Source organism: Streptomyces sp. RB17 (genome assembly GCF_009604455.1).
GTDB lineage: Bacteria > Actinomycetota > Actinomycetes > Streptomycetales > Streptomycetaceae > Streptomyces.
The window spans coordinates 152,572-172,505 of record NZ_WEGL01000012.1 but is presented as its reverse complement, the minus strand read 5'-3'; the positions used below and the strand labels follow the sequence as shown (position 1 = coordinate 172,505).

Below are 19,934 nucleotides of genomic sequence, written 5' to 3'. Positions count from 1 at the left end.
GTGCCCGTGTCAGCGTTCGAGGACCGGGGCGAGGCCTTGGCCGACCCCGATGCAGAGGGTTGCTATGCCGGTGCCGGAGCCGCGGCGGGCGAGTTGGTGGGCGACGGTGCCGGCGAGGCGGGCGCCAGAGGCGCCGAGGGGGTGCCCGAGGGCGATGGCGCCGCCCTGCGGATTGAGGATCGCCGGATCGAACTCGGGCCATTCGGCCACACATCCCAGAACCTGCGCGGCGAACGCCTCGTTCAGTTCCAGCACGTCGAGATCGGCGAAGGTCCGGCCGGCCTTGGCCAGCGCCCGGTCGACGGCCTCGACGGGGGCGAGGCCGAAGTAGTCCGGGTCGACCGCGGACACCGCACTAGCGCCGACACGCGCCGGCGGTTCGCGGCCGACGGCCTCCAGACCGTCCTCGTCGGCCAGGTAGCAGGGAGGCGGCGCCGTCGCTGAGCGGGGAGGCGTTGCCCGCGGTCACGGTGCCTCCACCGGACGTCGGCCGGGAGGACCCCCGCCGCGCTTCGCTCGCGGTGCGGAAGGCGGGCTGAGCCCGGCCATCGCGTCCAGCGAGGCGTCCGGGCGTACGGACTCGTCGGTGGCGAACAGGTGGGGCCCGCCCGTGCGCCGAGGGACCGGCACGGGCGCCAGTTCGGCGTCGAACAGGCCCTGCGACTGTGCACGCGCGGCCTTCCGATGGGAGGAGAAGGCGAACTCGTCCTGCTGTTCCCGGCCGATCCCGTGTTTGTCCGCGATGAGTTCGGCCGACTCGCCCAGCTGGATCGTCCACCGCGGTTCCGTCCTCGGGTTGACCAGACGCCGGCCCAGGGTCGTGGAGTACAACTTGGCGTGACCGGCCGGGAAGGGCCGGTCGCTCTTGGGCAGCACGTAAGGGGCCCGGGTCATCGATTCCACGCCGCCGGCGACGGCGACGGAAGCGTCGCCGACGGCGATGGCCCGGGCGGCCTGGACGACGGCCTCCAGGCCTGAGCCGCACAGCCGGTTGACCGTCACACCCGGAACGCTGGTGGGCAGACCGGCCGGCAGCGCCGTCATGCGACCGACGTTGCGGTTCTCCTCGCCGGCGCCGTTCGCATTGCCGAAGTACACGTCCGCGATGCGCGTCGGATCCAACCGGGAGCTGCGGGCGAGGAGTTCGCGAATCGTGTGGGCGGCCAGGTCGTCAGGGCGTACCGCGGCCAGGCCGCCGTTGTGACGCCCGATCGGGGTCCGCACGGCGTCGACGATGTACACGTTCTTCACTTCAGGCCCTCCGCGACACTCAGCTCGGCGCCGGTCCTGGCGATGATCTCCTCGACGCCGACGCCCGGTGCGCACTCGGCCAGCACCAGGCCCTCGTCGGTGATGTCGAGGACGCCGAGGTCGGTGATGATCCGGTGCACACAACGCCTTCCGGTCAGCGGCAGCGTGCACTCGGCGAGAATCCTGGCCGAGCCGTCCCTGGCGGTGTGCGTCATCACGACGACGACCGTACGGGCACCGTGCACCAGGTCCATCGCCCCGCCGATCCCCGTGACCATCTTCCCGGGGATCGCCCAGTTCGCCAGGTCGCCGTGCTCGGACACCTGCATCGCCCCCAGCACGGCGACGTCGATGTGGCCGCCGCGGATCATCGAGAAGGACAACGCCGAGTCGAAGAAGGAGGCACCCGGCAGCACCGTCACGGTTTCCTTGCCCGCGTTGATCAGGTCGGGGTCGACCTGGTCCTCGGTGGGATAGGGACCGGTGCCCAGGATCCCGTTCTCCGACTCCAGCACCACCTCCACCCCCTCGGGCAGGTGGTTGGGTATCAGCGTCGGCAGTCCGATGCCGAGATTGACGTAACTGCCGTCCCTCAACTCCCGTGCGGGCCGGGCGGCCATCTCCTCACGACTCCAGGCCATCAGCCCCTCACCGGCCCTCGTGCGGCAGGCGCGGACACGGTGCGCTGCTCGATCCTCTTGTCCGTCGCCTGGTCCGGGGTGAGCGCCACCACCCGCTGCACGAAGATCCCGGGCACGTGCACCGCGTCCGGATCGAGCGCGCCCGGCTCCACCAGCTCCTCCACCTCGGCGACCGTCACCCGTCCCGCCATCGCGGCCAACGGGTTGAAGTTGCGGGCCGACCTGCTGAACACCAGGTTGCCGTGTCGGTCGCCCTCGGCGGCCCTGACCAGCGCGAAGTCGGTACGGATTCCGCGCTCCAGCACCACCTCGACGCTGTCGAAGGTCCGTACCGCCTTGGGCGGCGAGGCCAGCGCCACCCCGCCCGAGCCGTCGTACCGCCACGGCAGCCCGCCGTCGGCCACCTGCGTACCCACCCCGGCCGGGGCGTAGAAAGCGGGAATCCCCGCGCCTCCGGCCCGCAGCCGCCTCGGCCAGCGTGCCCTGCGGGATCAGCTCCACCTCCAGCTCCCCGGCCAGATACTGCCGCGCGAACTCCTTGTTCGCCCCGACGTACGAGCCCGTCACCCGCCCGATCCGCCCCGCCGCCAGCAGCACCGCCAGACCCGTCTCCAACGCGCCGCAGTTGTTGGAGACGACCGAAAGCCCCGACACCCCTCGGTCGAACAGCGCCTCGATCAACACGTTCGGCACACCGCTCAACCCGAACCCGCCCACCGCCAGCGATGCGCCCTCGGGCACGTCCGACACCGCCTCCAAGGCCGTGGCGACCACTTTGTCCATGTTTATTACTTTGCCTTTCACCAGTGCGGACCCGTCGAACCCGTTTCTGTAAGGCAATGAAAAAGAATTGGCCCGGATGCGTCCACGGTCCAACGCCCCGCTCTGCGCGGGCATCCCGCAGATGAGTGATATCGGAGGCGGCCCGCCGGTAGGTGCGGAGGCGCGCGTCGCGTGAACTGGGTATTCCGGCGCCGGTCCGCGTTATCCCCCATGGATTCCGTTGACCCACCTCGTCCCGGTGAGGCTTCCTTCCCTCATCAAAGGAGCCGCAGGACCGAGGAAATCATCATGAAGACATTCGTGCACCGGGGACAGATCACCAAGGTGGTCTTCGGTAGTGGTACCCGCAGCCGCATTCCCGAAGAGGCCGATGCTCTCGGATGCGGCCGTGTGCTCGTCCTGTGCACGCCCGACCAGGCGGACCAGGCCGCGCAGACCGGCGAACTGCTGGGTGCGGCAGCCGCGGGGACGTTCGCGGAGGCGGCCCCGCACACCCCGGTCGAGGTCACCGGGAAGGCGGTCGCGTACGCCCGGTCCGTGGGAGCCGACGCGGTGCTCGCCATCGGCGGCGGCTCGACCGTCGGCCTGGGCAAGGCGATCGCCGCACGTACCGGGCTTCCGACCGGCCTGCGGGACCGTGTCAAGATCGGCGTCAGCGGCAAGGTGGCCACGGGAGCCGACATCGTCAAGCGCCTCGTGCAGGGGGCGGACTTCACCAATGCGGCCCGCGCCATGATGTTCGCCATCGGATGTATTCAGGCGCAGAGCTGCCACACCAACGCCTGCCCCGTCGGCGTCGCCACACGGGACCCGCGCCGCGCACGAGCGTTGAACGTCGACGACAAGTCGGGCCGGGTCCACCGGTTTCATTCCGCCACGGTGAAGAGCGCCCAGCAGATCATCGCCTCGCTGGGTGTGCGTGAACCCGCCGATCTGCGGCCGTACATGCTGCGCCGACGTGTGGACCCGGTCACTGTCCTGTCCTACGCGGAGCTCTACGACTGGCTGGTCCCGGGGCAGTTGCTGATCGACCTGCCCGAGACATGGGCGGCGGACCGGAAGGCCGCCGACCCCGACCGCTTCGACGCATGACAAGCTCGGGATTCCGGAGTGTCGGCGCGATGAGCGCTACCCCCACGGTTCCGGTCCCCACGCCGGATGAATCCGAGACCTCTCCCAAAAATGAAGCGACCCACGAGAAACCCGAGAACGGACTGGAGCCCTGGCTCTCGGCTTGGCTGGCGACCGGTCATGAGAATCATCGCGCCATGAAGTGAGAACTGACTCTCCATCCTTGAAGCCGAGGAACCGGCAATGAGTGACACCGCCCTTTGGCTGGTCGGATTCCGCTACCACGTTGCGCCCGACCGCACGGTCCACTGCTTCTACGTGGTCGACAACGCACGAGACCGACAACAGGCCCGGCGGATCGCCGCTGATCTGGCCGCGACGTCTGCCGAGCGCGGACGGCGCAACGACATCGTTCTTGACCAGGGGTGGGCCGAACTACGGTGCCTGCACCGTGACTTCCTCGGCAGATGGGACCTTGAGCCCGCGGAGGCTGTCCTGTCGTACTGACCGAGTCGCACCGCTGCCTGCGCGGCAGTGCCGAAGCGGGCGCGGAGTGGTGGCGGGAAGTCGGGCGACGGGGATTCCCTGATACGCGTGTCACCGGAGCGCGGCGAGCGCCGTGCGGTAGAGGACGTCCTCAGCGCGGTCCCAGGACCAGCCGCTCTCGACAACCAGGGTGCGCCAGCTGGTGGGACCGAACCAGTGCCAGAGCAGGTCGCTTGTTTCCTTCACCGGGTAGGGGGGCGAGGTGCCCAGGGCGTGCAGATGGCGCGCTGCCTTGTGCAGTGCCTCGCGGTAGTCCGCGGTGGCGCGCTCCCACAGGGCCTGGCCGTCCTCGTGGACGGGCAGGGCCTTTCGGATCGCCTCGTGCACGGTCGACTGACCCTCGTTGCCCATCCGTGTGCCGTGAGCCAACGTCCTCAGCACCGACTCCGGTGTCCGCTCTGCGAGCAACGCACTCATCGCCTGCTCGTAACCGGAGGAGCTGACGCCCTGGTCGACGATCCGGTTCAGGATGTCGCTCTTGCTCCCGACGCTCGCGAAGACGGTCTTCGACGCCACACCCGCGGCCGTGGCGATGTCGGCGACGGTCACCCGCCCGTAGCCGCGCTCGGCGAACAGTCGGGTGGCCTGCTCGATGATCAGCTCGCGCGTCCGTGCCGCCGCCTGCTCGCGCAGCGGGGAGACGTAGGAACGCTTCGACGACATGATCACATGCTATCGCAATGAATTCATTAGGCGTGCTATAACCTCAATGGCGAGGCGGTCGGCCGCAGCCCGGTGCGGAGCACGTACGTGCCGCCGGCCCATCGGTCCGGCTGGCTCATGACCGCGACACACAGCCGACGAGAGGCGCCCACACCATGGGAATGGACACCACAGAACTGGCTCGCGGACTCTTCCGGGTCCTCGAAACAGGTGATCCGGCACTGGCCGCCGATGTCGTCCACGAGGACTTCCGCAACCGTGAGGCGACGGTGGCCCCCCAGGCCTGTGTCCAGCCGGGCCCGGCCGGGGTCCTCGCCTCGGGCGCGTGGATGCGCTCCGCCTTCAGCGACCTCCGTTTCCCGGTGCTCGGCAGCGCGCTCGACGACGGCGAGATCTGGGTGCGGCTGCGTATGCAAGGCCGTCACACCGGTGCCTTCGTCCGCTTCCGCGACGGCGCACTGGACCAGGCCATACCCCCTACCGGCCGGGACATCGACTTCGAACAAATCCATGTGCTCGGCCTCCGTGACGGCAAGGTGGTGCGACATGAAGCCGTACGCGACGACATCGCCATGCTCGGCCAGCTCGGCGTCTTTCCGCCGACCCCGTCCACGGCACTCCGCATGGTCGCCTGGCGCGTGACCGGACGGGCCGCCCGCGCCGCTGCCAGGGTGACCGCCGAAGCCACCGAGGCGGCCGCACTGCTTCGGCACGGGCAGAGCATGCCGGGACACCGCGGCTGAGCCCACGTACTTCCACGCCGGAGACGCCCGAACTCCGCGGACCGTGATGGTCCGCGGAGGGATCGATCGCTGCCTGAGAGACGGTGGTCCGGGAACCGGCTCCAGGCGCCGGGCGGGGGGCGACGGGCTCAGGACGGCTCCCGGTGGTGGCCGTCAACCCGATCCTGCACGCCCCCGGCCCCGCCTCACTTCGGCACCCGATCGCGAACGGCTTCGGCGCTTGGTCGTCTGTTCCCCCTTGCCCACCCGAGTGATCTTCTCTCCGGTCGTGTGACCGGCATCCGGCCCCGGGTGCCGGAAGTGCCGCCGCTAGTATCTCAACGGTGATGAATTCGTGCGGTTCCCGGGGGCGCAGGCCCGGCAAGCCCGACACCCGGGCGCAGATCCTCGAAGTCGCCTGTCGGCGCTTTTTCGAGGGCGGATATCAGGCCGTCACCCTGCGCTCGATTGCAGCTGAGGCAGGTGTGGACCTTGCTCTGGTCAGCTACTACTTCGGCTCCAAGCGAGGCCTGCTGACCGCGGCACTCGACCTCGGCGTCAACCCGTTCGCTGTCCTCGGGCGCGCAACCGACGGGGATGTGGCCGCATTTCCCGAGCGTGCTCTGCGCGCTCTCCTGTCGCTGTGGGAAGACCCCGAAACCGGTGCGCCCCTGCGTGCGCTGGTGGCCGGCGCCGTACGGGAGCCGGCCGTCGCCGATCTGGTCAAGGAGATGATGGGCAGGGAACTGATCGACAAAATCGCGGCAAGGATCGGCGGCTGGGACGCCAGGGAGCGCGCTGTGGCGTTCTGCGGTCAGCTCATCGGCCTGATCGTGACCCGCTACATCCTCCGCATCGATCCGATCGCTTCCATGGCGGCTGATGACATGGTGCGGACCTACAGTCCTCCCCTGCGTGTCGCTCTCGGCGCAGCCTCCTAGAGTCGGGGCCGCGGCAGGCTCCGTTCGCCCTGGTGGAACGACCGACGCATTCCCCCACTAGAGGCATGGGAGGTCCTGTCATTCGCCGCGCCGGCCGGGAGGCCGAGAGCGCGTTCCGCAGGGGGACTTCCGGTCGGCGCACCAGGAGCACGCATCGGACCCCGCTCCTCGACGGGCGAACGCCACCGGCCGCAGCGCTGGGACTGACCTGACCGGCTGGCTTGGCCTTGGCAGGAAGCGATGCCTCCGGCCGAACGGAATGCCTGTGATTGTCCGTCCTCGCTCAGACGCCGAGGCCGAGGCCGAGGCCGAGGCGGTCTGGGCCCACCCGCTCGGCGCGGCGAAAGCGAGGTCGACCTGGGCTGTATGCCTCCGACCGGATGCCGAGTTCGTGGATGGAGCGCCGGCCCGGACTCCTGGAGGTGCCCGGTCGGATGCGGGAGGCCTGTGCCGACTCCTGGGGGTCGGTCTCTCTGAAATCTGGTCGGACGACTCTGCCTCGCCGGGTGCCGCAGCTTCCTGCGCCCGCACATGCCCCCGCAGGTTGCCGCCCGTTTCCCGAACAGGTCCAGTACGGCCGGCAGGGCTCGGCCGGACGTAACAGCTGCGGGCATCGCCGCACCACCCGACGTCTACCGGAAGTCGGCAGGTCGGTGGCGAGCGACTGCATCGTCGCAGTGGCTACCGCCCCGGCAAGCAGGACATGAGGGCAACAGGTGTGCCGTCACTTTTGGTGTTCACGATTCCATTTTTCCGCGATCAGCCTGGTCTGCGGTCCCGTGCGCGCAGCGCCCGGTCGCGCCGCGCAGGCGTTGACCAGGTGTGACGGTGCGCCTTGACAGCGACTGGGTGAGGAGAACAGCATGGGGCCTATGGAAACTAATGTAGTTTCCCGGGTTTCCTTGCGTGAGGAACAACGTGCCGACGCGATCATTGCGGCGGCCGGCCGGGTGTTCCTCGCGCCAGGTTTCACCGGGGTGAGAATGAGCGATCTCGCTCGTGAGCTCGGGATGAGCAAGAAGACGATCTACCGGCATTTCCCGGACAAGCGCAGCCTGCTGGCCGCGGTCCTGGACCGGCAGCTCACGGCGGTGGAGCAGACGCTGCTGGAGGCGGTCGAGGACGCGGAAGGGCAGCCGTTCGACGTGCGGATCCAGCGGTTCCTGATCGCGGCGGGCAGTGAGCTCGGCCGGATCGGCGCGGCCCAGCTCGCGGCGGGGCAGGGCGATGTGATGCTGCGCGAGTACGTCGAGCAACGCGTGGAAACGGCGGTCTACCGGCGGCTCGACGAGCTGTTCCGGGACGGGCACCGACAGGGACTGGTGCCGGTACCGCCCGAGTTGATCAGTGAGATCACCCGCGGTGCGTTGGAGCGGCTGATCGCTTCGCGGCTGCCGCACGAACTCGGCTGGACCGCGGCTGATCTATTGCGGGCAACCGTCGAGACCGTGCTCTACGGGGCCGTCCGCCCATCACGCGCCGGCACTGACGACGGACAACGACGGGCGGCCTCGTCGACGCCCAACGAGGGCGAACAGGAGAGCCTCGCATGACGGCAGCGACCGGTGGGGTGGCATTGGTGACAGGGTCCAGCAGCGGGATCGGTGCGGCCACCGTGCGCCTGCTGGCCGCTCAGGGCATGCGAGTGGTGGTCAACTACCTGAGCAGTGCTGAGGCGGCCGGGGAGGTCGTGGCCGGCATCGAGGCCGCGGGCGGCCGGGCCATGGCCGTGCAGGCCGACGTGCGCGAGCCGGCGGCGGTCGAGCGGATGGTCGAGCAGGTCCAGGCGGCCTGGGGCGGCATCGACGTGCTCGTGCACAACGCGCTCATCCCGTACGTGGTCAAGCCGTTCGAGGACATCACTTGGGACGAACTGGGCGGCAAGCTCGAAGCCGAGATGCATGCGGCGTTCGCGGTCACCAAGGCCGTGCTGCCCGCCATGACCCGGCAGGGTCGGGGGCGCATCATCTACCTCGGCACCGTTCTCAGCCGCCAGCCCCGGCAGGGCATGATCGCCCTGGGCACGTCCAAGGCCGCACTGGCGCAGTTCGCCCGCTACCTCGCCCAGGAACTGGGCCCGCGGGGCATCACCGTCAACGTCGTCGAGTCCGGCGCGGTGGAGGGCACCCGCGTAGGGGCGAACGTGGTCGACGACGAGATGAAGCAGCGACGGCTGGCCGCGACCCCGATGGGCCGACTCGCGCGCCCTGAAGACGTCGCTCAGGCGGTCGCCTTCTATGCCGGCGAGGACAACACCTTCATGACCGGGACCACGGCCGCCGTCAACGGCGGGCTGCTCATGTACTGACGTCCTGGTCCGGCCGGCTGCCGGACTGCACCTGCCCCGTCACCTCGGTGCCGCGGGGCCGAGGCAACAGGGCCCACCGCCCGCGCGGACGCAAGGACGGTGACACGATCAAGGGAACATCCATGCACACGATCGATCTCGCCTACGTCGGGCGGGGACTGCACGAGGAACTGGTCGCGTACATCGCCGACCAGCAGGACTTCTACGCCGAGGAGGGGGTCCACGTCTCGCTGCGCGACGGCATCCCCTGGGTCGCCCCCGGCGGTGACGCCGAGCGGCTGCGCCGCTGCATCTCCATCGGGGTCGGCGGGACACTGCTGTCCCGGCTGACCCGTGGCATCCCGTGGGTCGCGCTGACTGTCAACACCCAGCGCCCGCTGTTCTGGTTCCTGGCCCGCCCCGGCCTGACCTCCCTGGCCGACCTGGTCGGCCGGCGGCTGGCGGTACACGCGCCCCACACTCCACCGGGGTGCTTCGCCCGGATCGTCCTGCGCAAGGCCGGCCTCGACCCGGACCGCGATGTCCAGTGCGTCGTGCGCCGTCCCGGCGACTACGGCATGGACTTGCGCTGGCTGCAGGAAGGCAAGGTCGATGCCGCCTACGTCGGCAGCACCATGGCGCCCGAGGCGATAGCCGCCGAGTACGGCTGGCAGGTACTGGCCTGGGTCGGCGACCATTTCCAGATCCCCACCGTCGGCCTTGTCGTCGACCCCACCTACATCGATCCGGACGGCCCCGCGGTCCAGGCCGTCGTACGGGCTCACCGGCGCGCCCTGCAGGTGATCCACAACGATCCCGACACCACGGTGCGCCATATGCAGGAGTTCTTCGGCCGGCATACCGAAGACGAGGCCCGGGCTCACTACGAGGCGTTCATCGCGCCGTATTACACCACCGACGGCCAGGCGGATCTCGCTGTCGGCGATGCCGCGATCACCGCGGTCGCCGCTGAGCTCGGCGTCCCCGCCACCGTCACCGCAGCCGAGTTCTACCGCACGGCAGCCGCCCTCCACGGGTAGGACCGTGCCAGTGACCTGGGCCGGAAATCCGGTGGCGGTCGCGCGTATCGCGGCCGACCAGGAGGTCTTCGCCGAGCCCTCACCGTGGCAGGGACCGGCGCCCGACGAGCTGATCACCGCGGCCGTCCACGAACTCACCGGCCTCTTCCGCCGTCACACCGCGTTCCTCAAGCCGGTCCCGCTCCTGTCCCGCGCGCACCCAGAGGCCCAGCGCAGAGGCGGCGTCCACGCGGGAGTCGCCGCAGCCACGCTCTCCGGGGCGCCGCAGCCCGGGCGGCAACCCGTGGCCGCAGACCCGCAGTGCGCGACGTCCTACTCGTGCACGGCGCCTATGCGGACGGCTCTTCCTGGGCGAAGGTCATCCCGTTGCTTCCGCGCCCGCGCGGCGCACAGCAAGCACGGGGTCCCGGTCGGCGCCTGCTGGCTCAACCTCCAAGAAACACCGTCTTCTGACTGCACCTCACCGCGTCAGCGATCTGCGGGACCAGCCAGCCGTCCCAGCTCAGCTCGACCATCCGGCACCGCTCCACCAGAACCTTCGGCGCCTTCCTGGCAGCCGCCGGGCAGGGGACCACCGCTTGCTCGCCCTCGTCAAGTCCCGGCCGTGCCCTTAGCACCATGACCCAGCACCCGCCCTCGAGCACCCGCAACCACCGCAGACGGAATGCTCGCCCCCACCCACGGCCTAATGCTCGATTCCTGAGACGGTGCATTGCAAGGCGGCGCGGGGCACGCGGGACCCGTGTCGCTGCCGGGTCCCGCGTGCCGCGCGGTCTACTCGGCGGGGGTGGTGCCCGTCGCGGTGGCGGCGGGCCCGGTCCCGGTGCCGGTGACCGCGGCGACGGTCACCGTGTAGGACGTGCCGGACCTCAGGCCGCCGACGACCCGGAACATGCCCTTCGCCGAGGGCTGCGTCACCAGGGCGTCCCGCCCGGTGACCTGGACCGTCCGGGCCGTTCCCGCCGGGTCGGTCAGCACGATCCGGTAGCCGGTGACGTGCGAGTCGCCGGTGGCGGTCGGCGGGGTCCACGACACCGTGGCCGCGGTCGCCTGGGCGTGCAGCTTGACCCCGGTGGGTGCCGACGGAAGAACGCTGCCGGCGGCGGGGGCGAGAGGAGCGGAGGGAAGCGATGGTGCGCTGCTGCCAAGGGAGTTGAGCGCGGTGACGGTAACCCGGTACGGAGTGCCGTCGGTCAGCCCGGTGAGCGTGATGAGCGCCGAGGTGCCGAACTCGGCGGCCGGCACCGTGGTGGTCGCCGCGATGTGCCCGGCGGCGTCCACGGCGGTGGCCCGGTACCCGGTGACGGGCGAACCGCCGTCCGTCCAGACCGGATTGAAGGTGATCAGCAGGGTTCCGTCGGCGCCGGTCGAGGTGCCGACGCGGGTCGGCGCCGCGGGCACGGACACCGCGCCGAACTGCTTGCCGAGCAGCCAGCGGTAGGCCGGCTCGAGCCCGGCGTTCGCCACGATGTCGGCCGGGGCGTCGGCCGGCGAGGCGATGATGTGGTTGCCCTGCGTGACCAGGCCTTTGTTGGAGCTGTCGGCGTCGCCCTGCTCCCACCAGTTGCCGGACACCAGCGTCGGGTCGTTGTTGCCGAGGGCGTCCCGGTAGTCGGTGTGGCGGCTTGCGACGTTGGCGTACGACGCCCCGTACAGGACGTTGCCGGAGACCGTCTCGTAGGTGCAGCCGTTGTCGGTGTAGACGCTCTTGCCCAGGCCGAACTGGGTGTGGATGACGTTCCCGGTGACCTTCTCCCCGTCGGCCATCGAGGTGCCCGTCATGCCCTGGGTGTAGATGCCGCCGCCGTCGTCCAGACCCTGCATGTAGTCGGTGATGAGGTTGTCGGAGACCGTGTTGTCGTGGCTGTCGTTCGGGGTGGCCGGAGAGCCGATCTTGTCCGGCCAGCCGCCCCAGCCCATCGAGATGCCGGAGTAGCCGACGTGGTCGATCTGGTTGTGGGAGATGAGGTCGTGCTGGGTGTAGCCGTTGACGATGGGGACGCCTCCGGTGAACTCCCGTGGCAGGGCGTAGAGATGGTTGTCCCTCACCTCCACGTTGCGGGTGACGTCGCCGCCATCGGCGGGCAGCGCGTTGCCGACGCCGCCGATCTCCACGCCGTTGCCGGAGATGTCGGTGAAGACGCTGCCGCGGACCTGGGAGTCCTGGGTGCCGTCGGCCAGCTCCAGTCCGGCCGCGCCGAGATGGACGAAGGCGTCGCTTGAGAAGTCGATGTTGCGCCCGTGGGAGACCCTGACGTTGCCGGGTTCCTTCGTCCATGCGCCGAACGGGCAGGCGCCGCCCTGGACGAAGCCGCACAGGCCCTCGGTGGCGTAGCCGGTGGGGCCGGAGATGGTGTAGCCCGCCTGGATCTCCGAGAAGCCCTCGGGTGAGGACGGCGTGAGCCAGGTCGCGTAGCTGAACTGCAGCCCGCGGAAGGCGATGTCGTGCATCGGTGCGGTCGTGGTGCCGCGGCCGTCGACGAGCTTGTCCAGCAGCGGCGCCTCCACGTCGGCGCGGTGCAGGTTCTCGCCCTTGCGCGGCATGTAGTAGACGGTGTGCGCGCCCCGGTCCAGGTACCACTCGCCTGGAGTGTCCAGCAGTTCGCGGGCGTTCTCGATGTACGTGGCGTGGGCGCCGTTGGTGAGCGAGCCGGGGCCGACCATGCTGACCGTGCGGCCGGGGATGTCAGGGAACTCCACCCGCTTGTTGGAGTTGTTCCAGCACGGCTGCACCATGGTGATCGTCGTGGCGGAGGCCGAGGCGATGTCGCAGCGGGGCTGGGTCCACTGCCCGAGGCCGTCGCGCTGGATGTTCCACAGCGCCTCGCCGCTGGTGTAGACGAACTCGGCGCCAGCGATGTCGGGCCAGCGGGCCAGGGTGTCGCTGGAGGCGGTGTACCCGGTGTCGGTCCTGGTCAGGGTGACCGGGACCTCGCCCGCGGCGCGGTCGGCGCGCACGCCGTCGACGTACAGCTGCCGCGTGTCCGTGAGCCCTCGGGGTGCGGGCGCGGACCACAGGCCGGGATGGCCGGGGACCTCGTGCCAGCCGGTTACCTGGCGGCCGCCGCTGATCACGGACGCGCCGCTGCCCTGCCACACCACCTGGTGGCCGCCGGAACCGGAGTCGCGGGCGTCGAGGGTGAGCGGCGCGGACAGCCGGTAAGTGCCGGAGGCCAGATGCACGGTGAGATCGCCGGAAAGGTGGCCGTCACGCGCCCGTACCAGTTGCTGGGCCTGCTGCAGCGTGCGCACCGGATGCCTGGCGTCACCGCTCGCGTGGTCGTCGCCGTTCGGTGCTACGTAAACGTCGGACGCCGCGCCCGCGTCCGCCCGCGGTGCGGCGTCCGCGGGTGCGGCCGCGACCAGGGCACCCGCGGCGAGGGCGAGCGCCGCCAGGGCCGGTACCAGTGGATGTCGGGACACGGCCATCCTCCTCCAGAGAGTCGGGGAATCGCGGGAAACATACGACCTATGTCATGTACGGTCAACGAAATGCGCAGGAACTGCGCTGCGAAAAAGGGATTTGAGCATCATTCATCGGAGGAGTGGCATCGGGCGACCCACGTCGCGTCGTTGAAGACCCGTCCGAGGGTGCGCCGGCGGCCGGGCCGCACGGTGCTGACGCCATGCTGCATCGGCGCACCCGACCAGCCGCGGCGGGAGAGGACCCGGGCTCGCTGCAGCGACAGATGCGGATGCCGTGGCGATGACTGCCAGCGCCGGCGACCGCAGCCCTGTGTTGGAACTGCACACCCTCGACTCCCAGCAACGAATGCCACGTGGGAGTGCAGTCAGCCGTCACCACTGGGGATGGCGGTGAGCGTGCTCGGCGGGAGCATCTGCAGGTGGCCGACGAGGAGTCGCGAGGGATCAGTATGTGTCGCCGCCGAAGCGACCGGGTGATGTTGCGGGCGGCGCCACCACGCGGGTGGGGTGGCGTCACTCCGCAACATCACGCGCAGGGATGGTCAGTTCGCGCTGGTGGAGAAATCGGCGAAGTCGTCCTGGCTCGGGTAGCCGGGGTTGTGGGCGGTACCGAAGAGGCCAACGTCCTGGGTGGCAGCGGCGGATGGGACGTTCGCGGTGCTCAGCTGGGTCCAGGTGGTGCCGTCGGTGGAGTAGTAGCCGGTGTAGGTGGTGCCGGAGCGGACCAGCCGGATCCAGCTGGGCAGCACGGGCTTGCCAACGCCGGAGCCGTTGGCGGCGATGCCGGTGTCGAGCCGGCCGTCGCCGTCGGCGTCCCACTGCATGAAGTAGCCCTTTTTGGCGCTGACTCCGACGGTTACGTAGCCGGGCGAGGTGGCCGCGCCGGTGATGTCGTTGCGCACCATGATGCCGGTCTTGGCCCCGGAGTTCGCGTACTGCTGCCAGCTGACGCGAACCGTGGTGGTGGAGCCGTCGTGTTCCGCCCCGGGGACGTAGATCGCGCCGTACTCGTTCTTCGATCCGTAGACGTCGGCGCCGGCCGCGCGGATGCTCACAGCGGCGCCGACCTGCGAGAAGTTCGCCGGGTCCGGTGTGGAGTTGAAGGTGCGGAACGGGGCTTGGACCGGGGCGTCGAGCAGGACGGACGTGTGCCCTGCGGCGGATCCGGCGGTCTTGCCGCCCTTGCCGCGGTTCCAGAGGAAGCCGGCGGTGGCGTCGAGCCGAGCCGTCGGGAAGGGCTGATCGATGGACGCGGGTGCGGTGACGCGGTAGGTGGTGCGGACGGTCTCTCCGGGCGCGACGGAGGCGAACGACCTGGGTGACAAGGGGGTGGCGGTCCAGCCCTTCGGGACCGCCAGGGCGACGTGGACGTGGGTCGCGGCCGTGGTGCCCCAGTTGGTGAAGTCCGTGGTGAGGGTCGCCTCCTGACCGGTGGCCAGGCTGTCGGGCGTGGTCACCGTGAGGCCCGTCTGTGGGCGGGCCGCGTCCGTGCCGACCGTCCACGGGCGCACCCGGAAGAGGGCCGCGCCATGGGCGGGGACGGAGGCGGCGAGGGTGTCGCCGGAGGAGTGGGTGACCTCGTGCGTCCACAGGTTGTCGAGGCGGTAGGAGGAGGAAGCCGGCAGCCCGGCGGTGGCCGGGGCGACCGAGACGGTCTGCGCGGCAGACCCGGTGTTGAACAGCCCGACGATCACGTCCCCGCCCGGCTCCGTCTTGGCGAAGACCTGCGCGGTCGCGCTCTTGCTCACCCGGGTTGCGTTGACGGCGTCCTGGTCGACTGCGATGACGTCACGGTTCGCCAGCAGTGCGAGGTCGGCCGGGTCGAGCTTGGTCAGGTCCGTGCCGAGGAGCAGCGGGGAGGCGGCCATCGACCACAGGCTCAGCTGGGTCTGCCGCTCGTCGGGCGTCAGCCCGTCGTCGCTGCCGTTGCCGACCTCGATCGAGTCGTAGTCGTTGAACGCGCCTGCGTCACCGTACGGTTGCCAGGCCGCGACCTGGTCGAACCTGCCCGACACCTTCTGCCAGCTGGTGAGCGGAGTGCTCGATCCGTTGACGCCGCAGTAGCACTCGATGTCGCCGCCGGTGCGCCAGCCGTTGCTGGTGGCCTCCCAGGTGGCGACGTCGGCGATGCTGAGCGAGTTCGACAGTTCCAGGTGCATCGGGCGGCCGGTGGCGACGATGGCCTGGTGCCACGCCTGCATGTCCGGGCGGTTGTCGCCGGGGACGACGCCGCCGCCGGGACCGACGAAGTCCATCTTGATGTAGTCGACGCCCCAGGAGGCGAACATGTCGGCGTAGCTCTGCACGTACTCCTGTGCGCCCGGTTTGCTGAAGTCGATGCGGTAGCCCTCGTTGTTCGTGTTGCCGGGCTGGGTCGGATCCGCGATGTCCTGTATGTGGTAAGGGGTTCCGTAGATCGGGAGGTTCTGCTGGTAGGCCTCGACCGGAACGCCCGGCGTCAGGTAGATGCCCAGCTTGAGGCCCAGGCCGTGCAGATACGTGGCGAGCGCGGGGATGCCGTGGGGGAAGCGGGTGGTGTCCCAGGTGTCCCGCCCGTACGCGTCCAGGTGGTCGGACCATCCGGCGTCGATGTTGACGTACTGGTACCCGTACCGCTGCAGCTTGTCGTGCATGACCCGTGCCTGGGCCTTGATCCCGTCCTCGGTCAAGGTGCTGCCTTCGCGCAGCGCGCTCCAACTGCTCCAGCCCATGGGTGGCGTGGAGGAGGCAGTGGCGGTGGCGTCCGGCGGGGCCTCGGGCGGGGGCGAGGCCACAGCGGGTGACACCCCCGTGCTCAACCCGAGGGTCAGCAGTAGCGGCAGCAGACATCTGGTCAATTTCGCATGCACGAGCGGCTCCTCAGCACGGTCTACGGCAACGCGCCTCGTCTTCGGGGTCTTCAACGTTGGAACGCACACGTTCTACGGGTGAACCACCGTCGCGTCAACAGATTCATCCGATGAATCGGGGGAGCGGGTCGGCCGCTGCGTGCCGCCCGGCGTCGCAGGAGTGCCCGGCGGTGCCCCGGCGGCGGACACCGCAGCCACAATCGTGAAAGCCCCGATCTATCTACGGCGAACCGCCTGATGACTCGGCCCAGTAGGCCCGTCCCTGGTTGACTCATCCGATGTCTGGTGCTTCCCTTTTGCCGTCGCCGTCCTGTGACCAGTGAGCGGAGCCCTCGCATGCCCCACAGTGGCAGAAACCGCCGGTCGTTGTCGGTGGTGTTGCTCGCCTACGGCATGGCCGTGGCGCTGGTCGGGCAGGCCCCGGCAGCGAGCGGGTCCACCTCGGCGACCACCGCGTGGCGAAACGGCTCGTTCCACGTCGATGTTCCCGGCATGGTGCACAGCTCCGATGTGGTCCTCGGCCGGCCCAATACCGCGTCAGCCCAGTCCATGCCCTTGGGCAATGGCGACCTCGGCGTCGGTGTGTGGGACGAGAACGGCCTGACTGTGCAGTTGAACAGGGCGGACACCATGCCCGACCGGCTGTCGCCCGGCCAGGTCGTCGTGCCGGGACTGGCGAAGCTGACGAGCGCCCCGGACTACCAGGGCCGGCTCGACCTGTACGACGGCACGTTCACCCAGAGCGGCGGCGGCATGACGGCCACCACTTACGTGCGCGCCGACACCGACCAGCTCGTCATCGACGTGACCGGAGCTGACCCGGCGGCCGACCAGACGGCGCAGTTGCACCTGTGGCAGCCGCGCACCCCGACCGCGTCGGCCGGCTCCACCATCGGCACCCTCGCGCAGACCTGGCAGGACGACACCCAACCGGGCGCGAGCGGCCGGACGTTCGGGGCACTCGCTGCCATCACCGCCGCCGGCCGTGACGTCAGTGCCGGCGTCGTCGACCCGCTCACGGTGCAGTTGAGCGTCAGACCCAAGCCGAACGGCTCGTTCCGCATCGTCGTGGCGTCGCCGCAGTGGACCGGCGGTGACGCGACGGCCACCGCTCAGCGGCTGCTGGCCGGTAGCGGCGACTCCGACACGTTCGGCCGGACCGCGGCCTGGTGGCACCACTACTGGGACGGCGTCGGGATGATCAAGCTGTCCTCGCCGGATGGTTCGGCACAGTACTTGGCGAACCTGCGGACGATCAGCCTGTTCGCCGAAGCTGCGGAGCGCGGCTCCGTACGCCCGGGCTCGCAGGCGGGCGTTGCCGACCTGTTCGACTCCGCCGGCGACACGCATTCCTGGGATCCGGCGTCGTACTGGGGCTGGAACCTGCGGATGCTGGTCACGGCGAACATGGGTGCCGGCGCGTACGCGAACAACGACGGCTACTTCGTCCTCTACCGTGACACCCTGCCGAACACCGTGGCCTGGACAGCCGGCCAGTTCGCCGGCTCGGCCGGCGCGTGCACGCCGGAGACCATGTGGTTCAACGGTGTCGGCGTCCAGGTGCACCTGGCCAACGGCCAGTGGGGCGCCAACCCGTACCTGAACTGCAGCTCGCAAGGGCCGGCCAACTACAACGCCAGGACGCTGAGTACCGGCGCGGAGGTCGCGCTGTTCGTCTGGCAGACCTACCAGGCAACCGACGACCTGGCATTCCTGCGGCAGAACTACCCGGTCATGGCCGACTGGGCCAGGTTCATGCTGTCGTACGCCAAGACCGGCACGGACGGATTCCTGCACACCAGCCCGTCCAACGCGCATGAGACCCAGTGGGATGTCGGCGATCCGACCACCGACATCACGGCGATGACCGCGATTTTCCCCGACGTGATCCAGGCCGCGCGGCTGTTGCACCGCGACCAGGACCTCGTGGCCGCGCTGACCGCGGCGCTGCCCAAGGTCCTGCCGTATCCGCGCACGGACGCCGCGACCATGACCCAGCAGCTCAGCCCGGCCGACGACAGCACCGGGCAGGATGTGATCGGCCAATCGGGACAGCAGGCCGCGAAGACCCACAACGCGGAGAACCTGGGCCTCGAACCGGTGTGGCCCTACGGGCTGATCGGCGACAGTGGCCAGCTGTCGGATCTGGCCAAGCGCACCTTCACCGACCGCCCCTACGTGGAGCACAACGACTGGAGCTTCGACCCGATCGACGCGGCGCGGCTCGGCCTCGGCGACGACATGGCGAAGGCACTGGTCGACCTCACCGAGACGTACCAGCAGCGCCCGTCCGGCCTCGCGTCCTTCGGCGCCACCTACAAGGAGCCCTATGCCGAGCAGGGCGCCGTCGTGACAACGGCATTGCAGGACGCGCTCGTCCAGGACTACGACGGCCTGCTGCGCATCGCCCCGGCGTTGCCCACCGGCTGGAATGCGGACGCCACGGTGTCCATCCAGCACAAGAGCAAGGTCGACGTGCAGGTCCGCGACGGCGTGCCGGTAACGGTCGCCATCGAGGCTGGCGCGAACACCGCCCAACAGGTCCGCAACCCCTGGCCCGGCCAGAAGGTCAAGGTCGTCGCGAACGGCCACACGGTGGCAGGCTCATCGCGCGGAGATCTACGACGTGGATGTCTCCCGCGATCTGATCTCCCGCGCGACCGACAAGATCACCGAGGAACTCGACGCCTGGCGCAACCGGCCCCTCGACCGTGTCTACGCCGTGGTGATGATCGACGCGATCGTGCTGAAGATCCGCGACGGAGCGGTCGCCAACCGCCCCGTCTACATCGCTGTCGGGATCAACCTGGAAGGCGAGCGTGACGTGCTGGGCATGTGGGTAGGCTCCGGCGGCGAGGGCGCCAAGACCTGGATGGCATGGCTCGCGGAGCTGAAGAACCGCGGCATCGAGGACGTACTGATCGCCTGCTGTGACGGCCTGAAGGGCCTCCCGGACTCCGATTCAGAACATCTGGCCGCTCGCCGACATCCAGCTCTGCGTGGTCCACATGGTCAGAAACAGCCTCAAGTAGGCCTCGACCAAGCACTGGTCGCAGATCGCCAAGGAACTCCGCCAGGTCTACACCGCCGCCACGGTGGACGCCGCCGAGCAGCGGTTCGCCGAGTTCGAGGAGATCTGGGGAGCCCGCTACCCGGCCCTGATCGGCTGATCGGCGTCTGGCGCCGCAGCTGGGAACACTTCGTGATGTTCCTCCGCTTCCCGCCCGAGATCCGCAAGATCGTCTACACCACGAACATGATCGAGTCCCTCAACTCCCGCTTCCGGCAGGCCACCCGCCGCCGCGGACACTTCCCGAACGAGGAAGCCGCCCTGAAAGTCCTCTACCTCGTCATCCGGGACCGCCAGCCCAACCGGCGCAACCCCACCGGCCGCACCTACAACTGGAAGGAAGCGATCAACACCCTCGCCGGCTTCTACGGCGACCGCGTCATCGACAACCAATAACGCCCGAATCAAACCCCAAGAAACGTCAGCATCAGGGCTTACACGAAAAACAAGACACTCCCGAAGCCGGCGACTGAGCAAGATCGTGTTACGACCTCTTAGGGTCCGGGTAGCGGGGGCTTCGACGGCTTATTCATTGGTTTGGCCGATGCCACATATCGCAGCTACCTGTTGGACCTTTTGCCGTAGGTCGCCATAGCGTTCACAACCACCATCTCAATTCGTTCCGACGGCGGGTTACCGCTGTC

At 69.4% G+C, this 19,934-nt stretch carries 13 protein-coding genes and 4 pseudogenes; 9 read left to right on the top strand and 8 right to left on the bottom strand.

Annotation, left to right across the window (positions count from 1 at the left end):
• Window positions 1-9: 9 nt before the first annotated feature.
• From SRB17_RS40095 to SRB17_RS40085, 3 genes and pseudogenes are all read right to left on the bottom strand, one after another.
• Window positions 10-1,251, bottom strand: a pseudogene (locus SRB17_RS40095) (thiolase family protein).
• Window positions 1,248-1,892 (bottom strand): CoA transferase subunit B, encoded by a 645-nt coding sequence (locus SRB17_RS40090; RefSeq protein ID WP_153546349.1) that lies wholly within the window; start codon window positions 1,890-1,892, stop codon window positions 1,248-1,250. Before SRB17_RS40090 ends, SRB17_RS40095 begins: the two are co-directional and overlap by 4 nt.
• Window positions 1,892-2,675 (bottom strand): annotated as a pseudogene (locus SRB17_RS40085) (CoA transferase subunit A). Before SRB17_RS40085 ends, SRB17_RS40090 begins: the two are co-directional and overlap by 1 nt.
• Window positions 2,676-2,885: 210 nt before the next feature.
• Here SRB17_RS40085 and SRB17_RS40080 point away from each other — a divergent pair.
• Entirely contained in the window at window positions 2,886-3,767 is an 882-nt protein-coding gene (locus SRB17_RS40080; protein ID WP_153546347.1) for an iron-containing alcohol dehydrogenase, read from the top strand.
• A 222-nt stretch (window positions 3,768-3,989) separates the two neighbouring features.
• Window positions 3,990-4,253, top strand: coding sequence for a hypothetical protein (locus SRB17_RS40075; protein WP_153546345.1), 264 nt, complete (start codon window positions 3,990-3,992; stop codon window positions 4,251-4,253).
• Between the two features lie 90 nt (window positions 4,254-4,343).
• On the opposite strand, the gene SRB17_RS40070 is transcribed toward SRB17_RS40075, so the two are convergent.
• Window positions 4,344-4,955, bottom strand: a complete 612-nt coding sequence (locus SRB17_RS40070) for a TetR/AcrR family transcriptional regulator (protein WP_153546343.1) — start codon at window positions 4,953-4,955, stop codon at window positions 4,344-4,346.
• Between the two features lie 161 nt (window positions 4,956-5,116).
• Between SRB17_RS40070 and SRB17_RS40065 the strand changes: the two genes are divergently transcribed.
• The 5 genes from SRB17_RS40065 (at window position 5,117) to SRB17_RS40045 (ending at window position 9,945) form a co-directional block, all read left to right on the top strand.
• The gene (locus SRB17_RS40065; protein WP_228396544.1) at window positions 5,117-5,698 is read left to right on the top strand and encodes an ester cyclase; all 582 of its coding nucleotides are present in this window, start codon (window positions 5,117-5,119) and stop codon (window positions 5,696-5,698) included.
• Window positions 5,699-6,024: 326 nt separating this feature from the next.
• Window positions 6,025-6,618, top strand: a complete 594-nt coding sequence (locus SRB17_RS40060; protein WP_153546455.1) for a TetR/AcrR family transcriptional regulator — start codon at window positions 6,025-6,027, stop codon at window positions 6,616-6,618.
• A gap of 863 nt (window positions 6,619-7,481) precedes the next feature.
• Window positions 7,482-8,171, top strand: a complete 690-nt coding sequence (locus SRB17_RS40055) for a TetR/AcrR family transcriptional regulator (protein ID WP_228396543.1) — start codon at window positions 7,482-7,484, stop codon at window positions 8,169-8,171.
• Window positions 8,168-8,926: an SDR family NAD(P)-dependent oxidoreductase gene (locus SRB17_RS40050; RefSeq protein ID WP_153546339.1), complete on the top strand. Its 759-nt coding sequence runs from the start codon at window positions 8,168-8,170 to the stop codon at window positions 8,924-8,926. The genes SRB17_RS40055 and SRB17_RS40050 overlap by 4 nt, the downstream gene beginning before the upstream one ends.
• 122 nt (window positions 8,927-9,048) lie before the next feature.
• Window positions 9,049-9,945: an ABC transporter substrate-binding protein gene (locus SRB17_RS40045; RefSeq protein WP_153546337.1), complete on the top strand. Its 897-nt coding sequence runs from the start codon at window positions 9,049-9,051 to the stop codon at window positions 9,943-9,945.
• 425 nt (window positions 9,946-10,370) lie between these two features.
• Here SRB17_RS40045 and SRB17_RS48295 read toward each other — a convergent pair whose 3' ends face one another.
• The 4 genes from SRB17_RS48295 to SRB17_RS40030 all read right to left on the bottom strand — a co-directional run bounded on the left by SRB17_RS48295 (window position 10,371) and on the right by SRB17_RS40030 (window position 16,220).
• Window positions 10,371-10,565: a helix-turn-helix domain-containing protein gene (locus tag SRB17_RS48295; RefSeq protein ID WP_323377365.1), complete on the bottom strand. Its 195-nt coding sequence runs from the start codon at window positions 10,563-10,565 to the stop codon at window positions 10,371-10,373.
• A gap of 154 nt (window positions 10,566-10,719) precedes the next feature.
• A complete protein-coding gene (locus tag SRB17_RS40040) occupies window positions 10,720-13,374 on the bottom strand; it encodes a fibronectin type III domain-containing protein (protein WP_153546336.1) in 2,655 nt (884 codons plus the stop codon).
• A gap of 101 nt (window positions 13,375-13,475) precedes the next feature.
• Window positions 13,476-13,724, bottom strand: coding sequence for a 2OG-Fe(II) oxygenase (locus tag SRB17_RS48690; RefSeq protein ID WP_416237125.1), 249 nt, complete (start codon window positions 13,722-13,724; stop codon window positions 13,476-13,478).
• A 189-nt stretch (window positions 13,725-13,913) separates the two neighbouring features.
• Window positions 13,914-16,220 (bottom strand): NEW3 domain-containing protein, encoded by a 2,307-nt coding sequence (locus tag SRB17_RS40030; protein WP_153546334.1) that lies wholly within the window; start codon window positions 16,218-16,220, stop codon window positions 13,914-13,916.
• A 336-nt stretch (window positions 16,221-16,556) separates the two neighbouring features.
• Between SRB17_RS40030 and SRB17_RS48685 the strand changes: the two are divergent.
• Together SRB17_RS48685 and SRB17_RS40025 are read left to right on the top strand one after the other, a co-directional pair.
• A pseudogene (locus tag SRB17_RS48685) lies at window positions 16,557-18,197 on the top strand (glycosyl hydrolase family 95 catalytic domain-containing protein); the annotation flags it as partial.
• Window positions 18,198-18,819: 622 nt separating this feature from the next.
• Window positions 18,820-19,686: pseudogene (locus SRB17_RS40025) on the top strand (IS256 family transposase); the annotation flags it as partial.
• Window positions 19,687-19,934 lie beyond the last annotated feature (248 nt).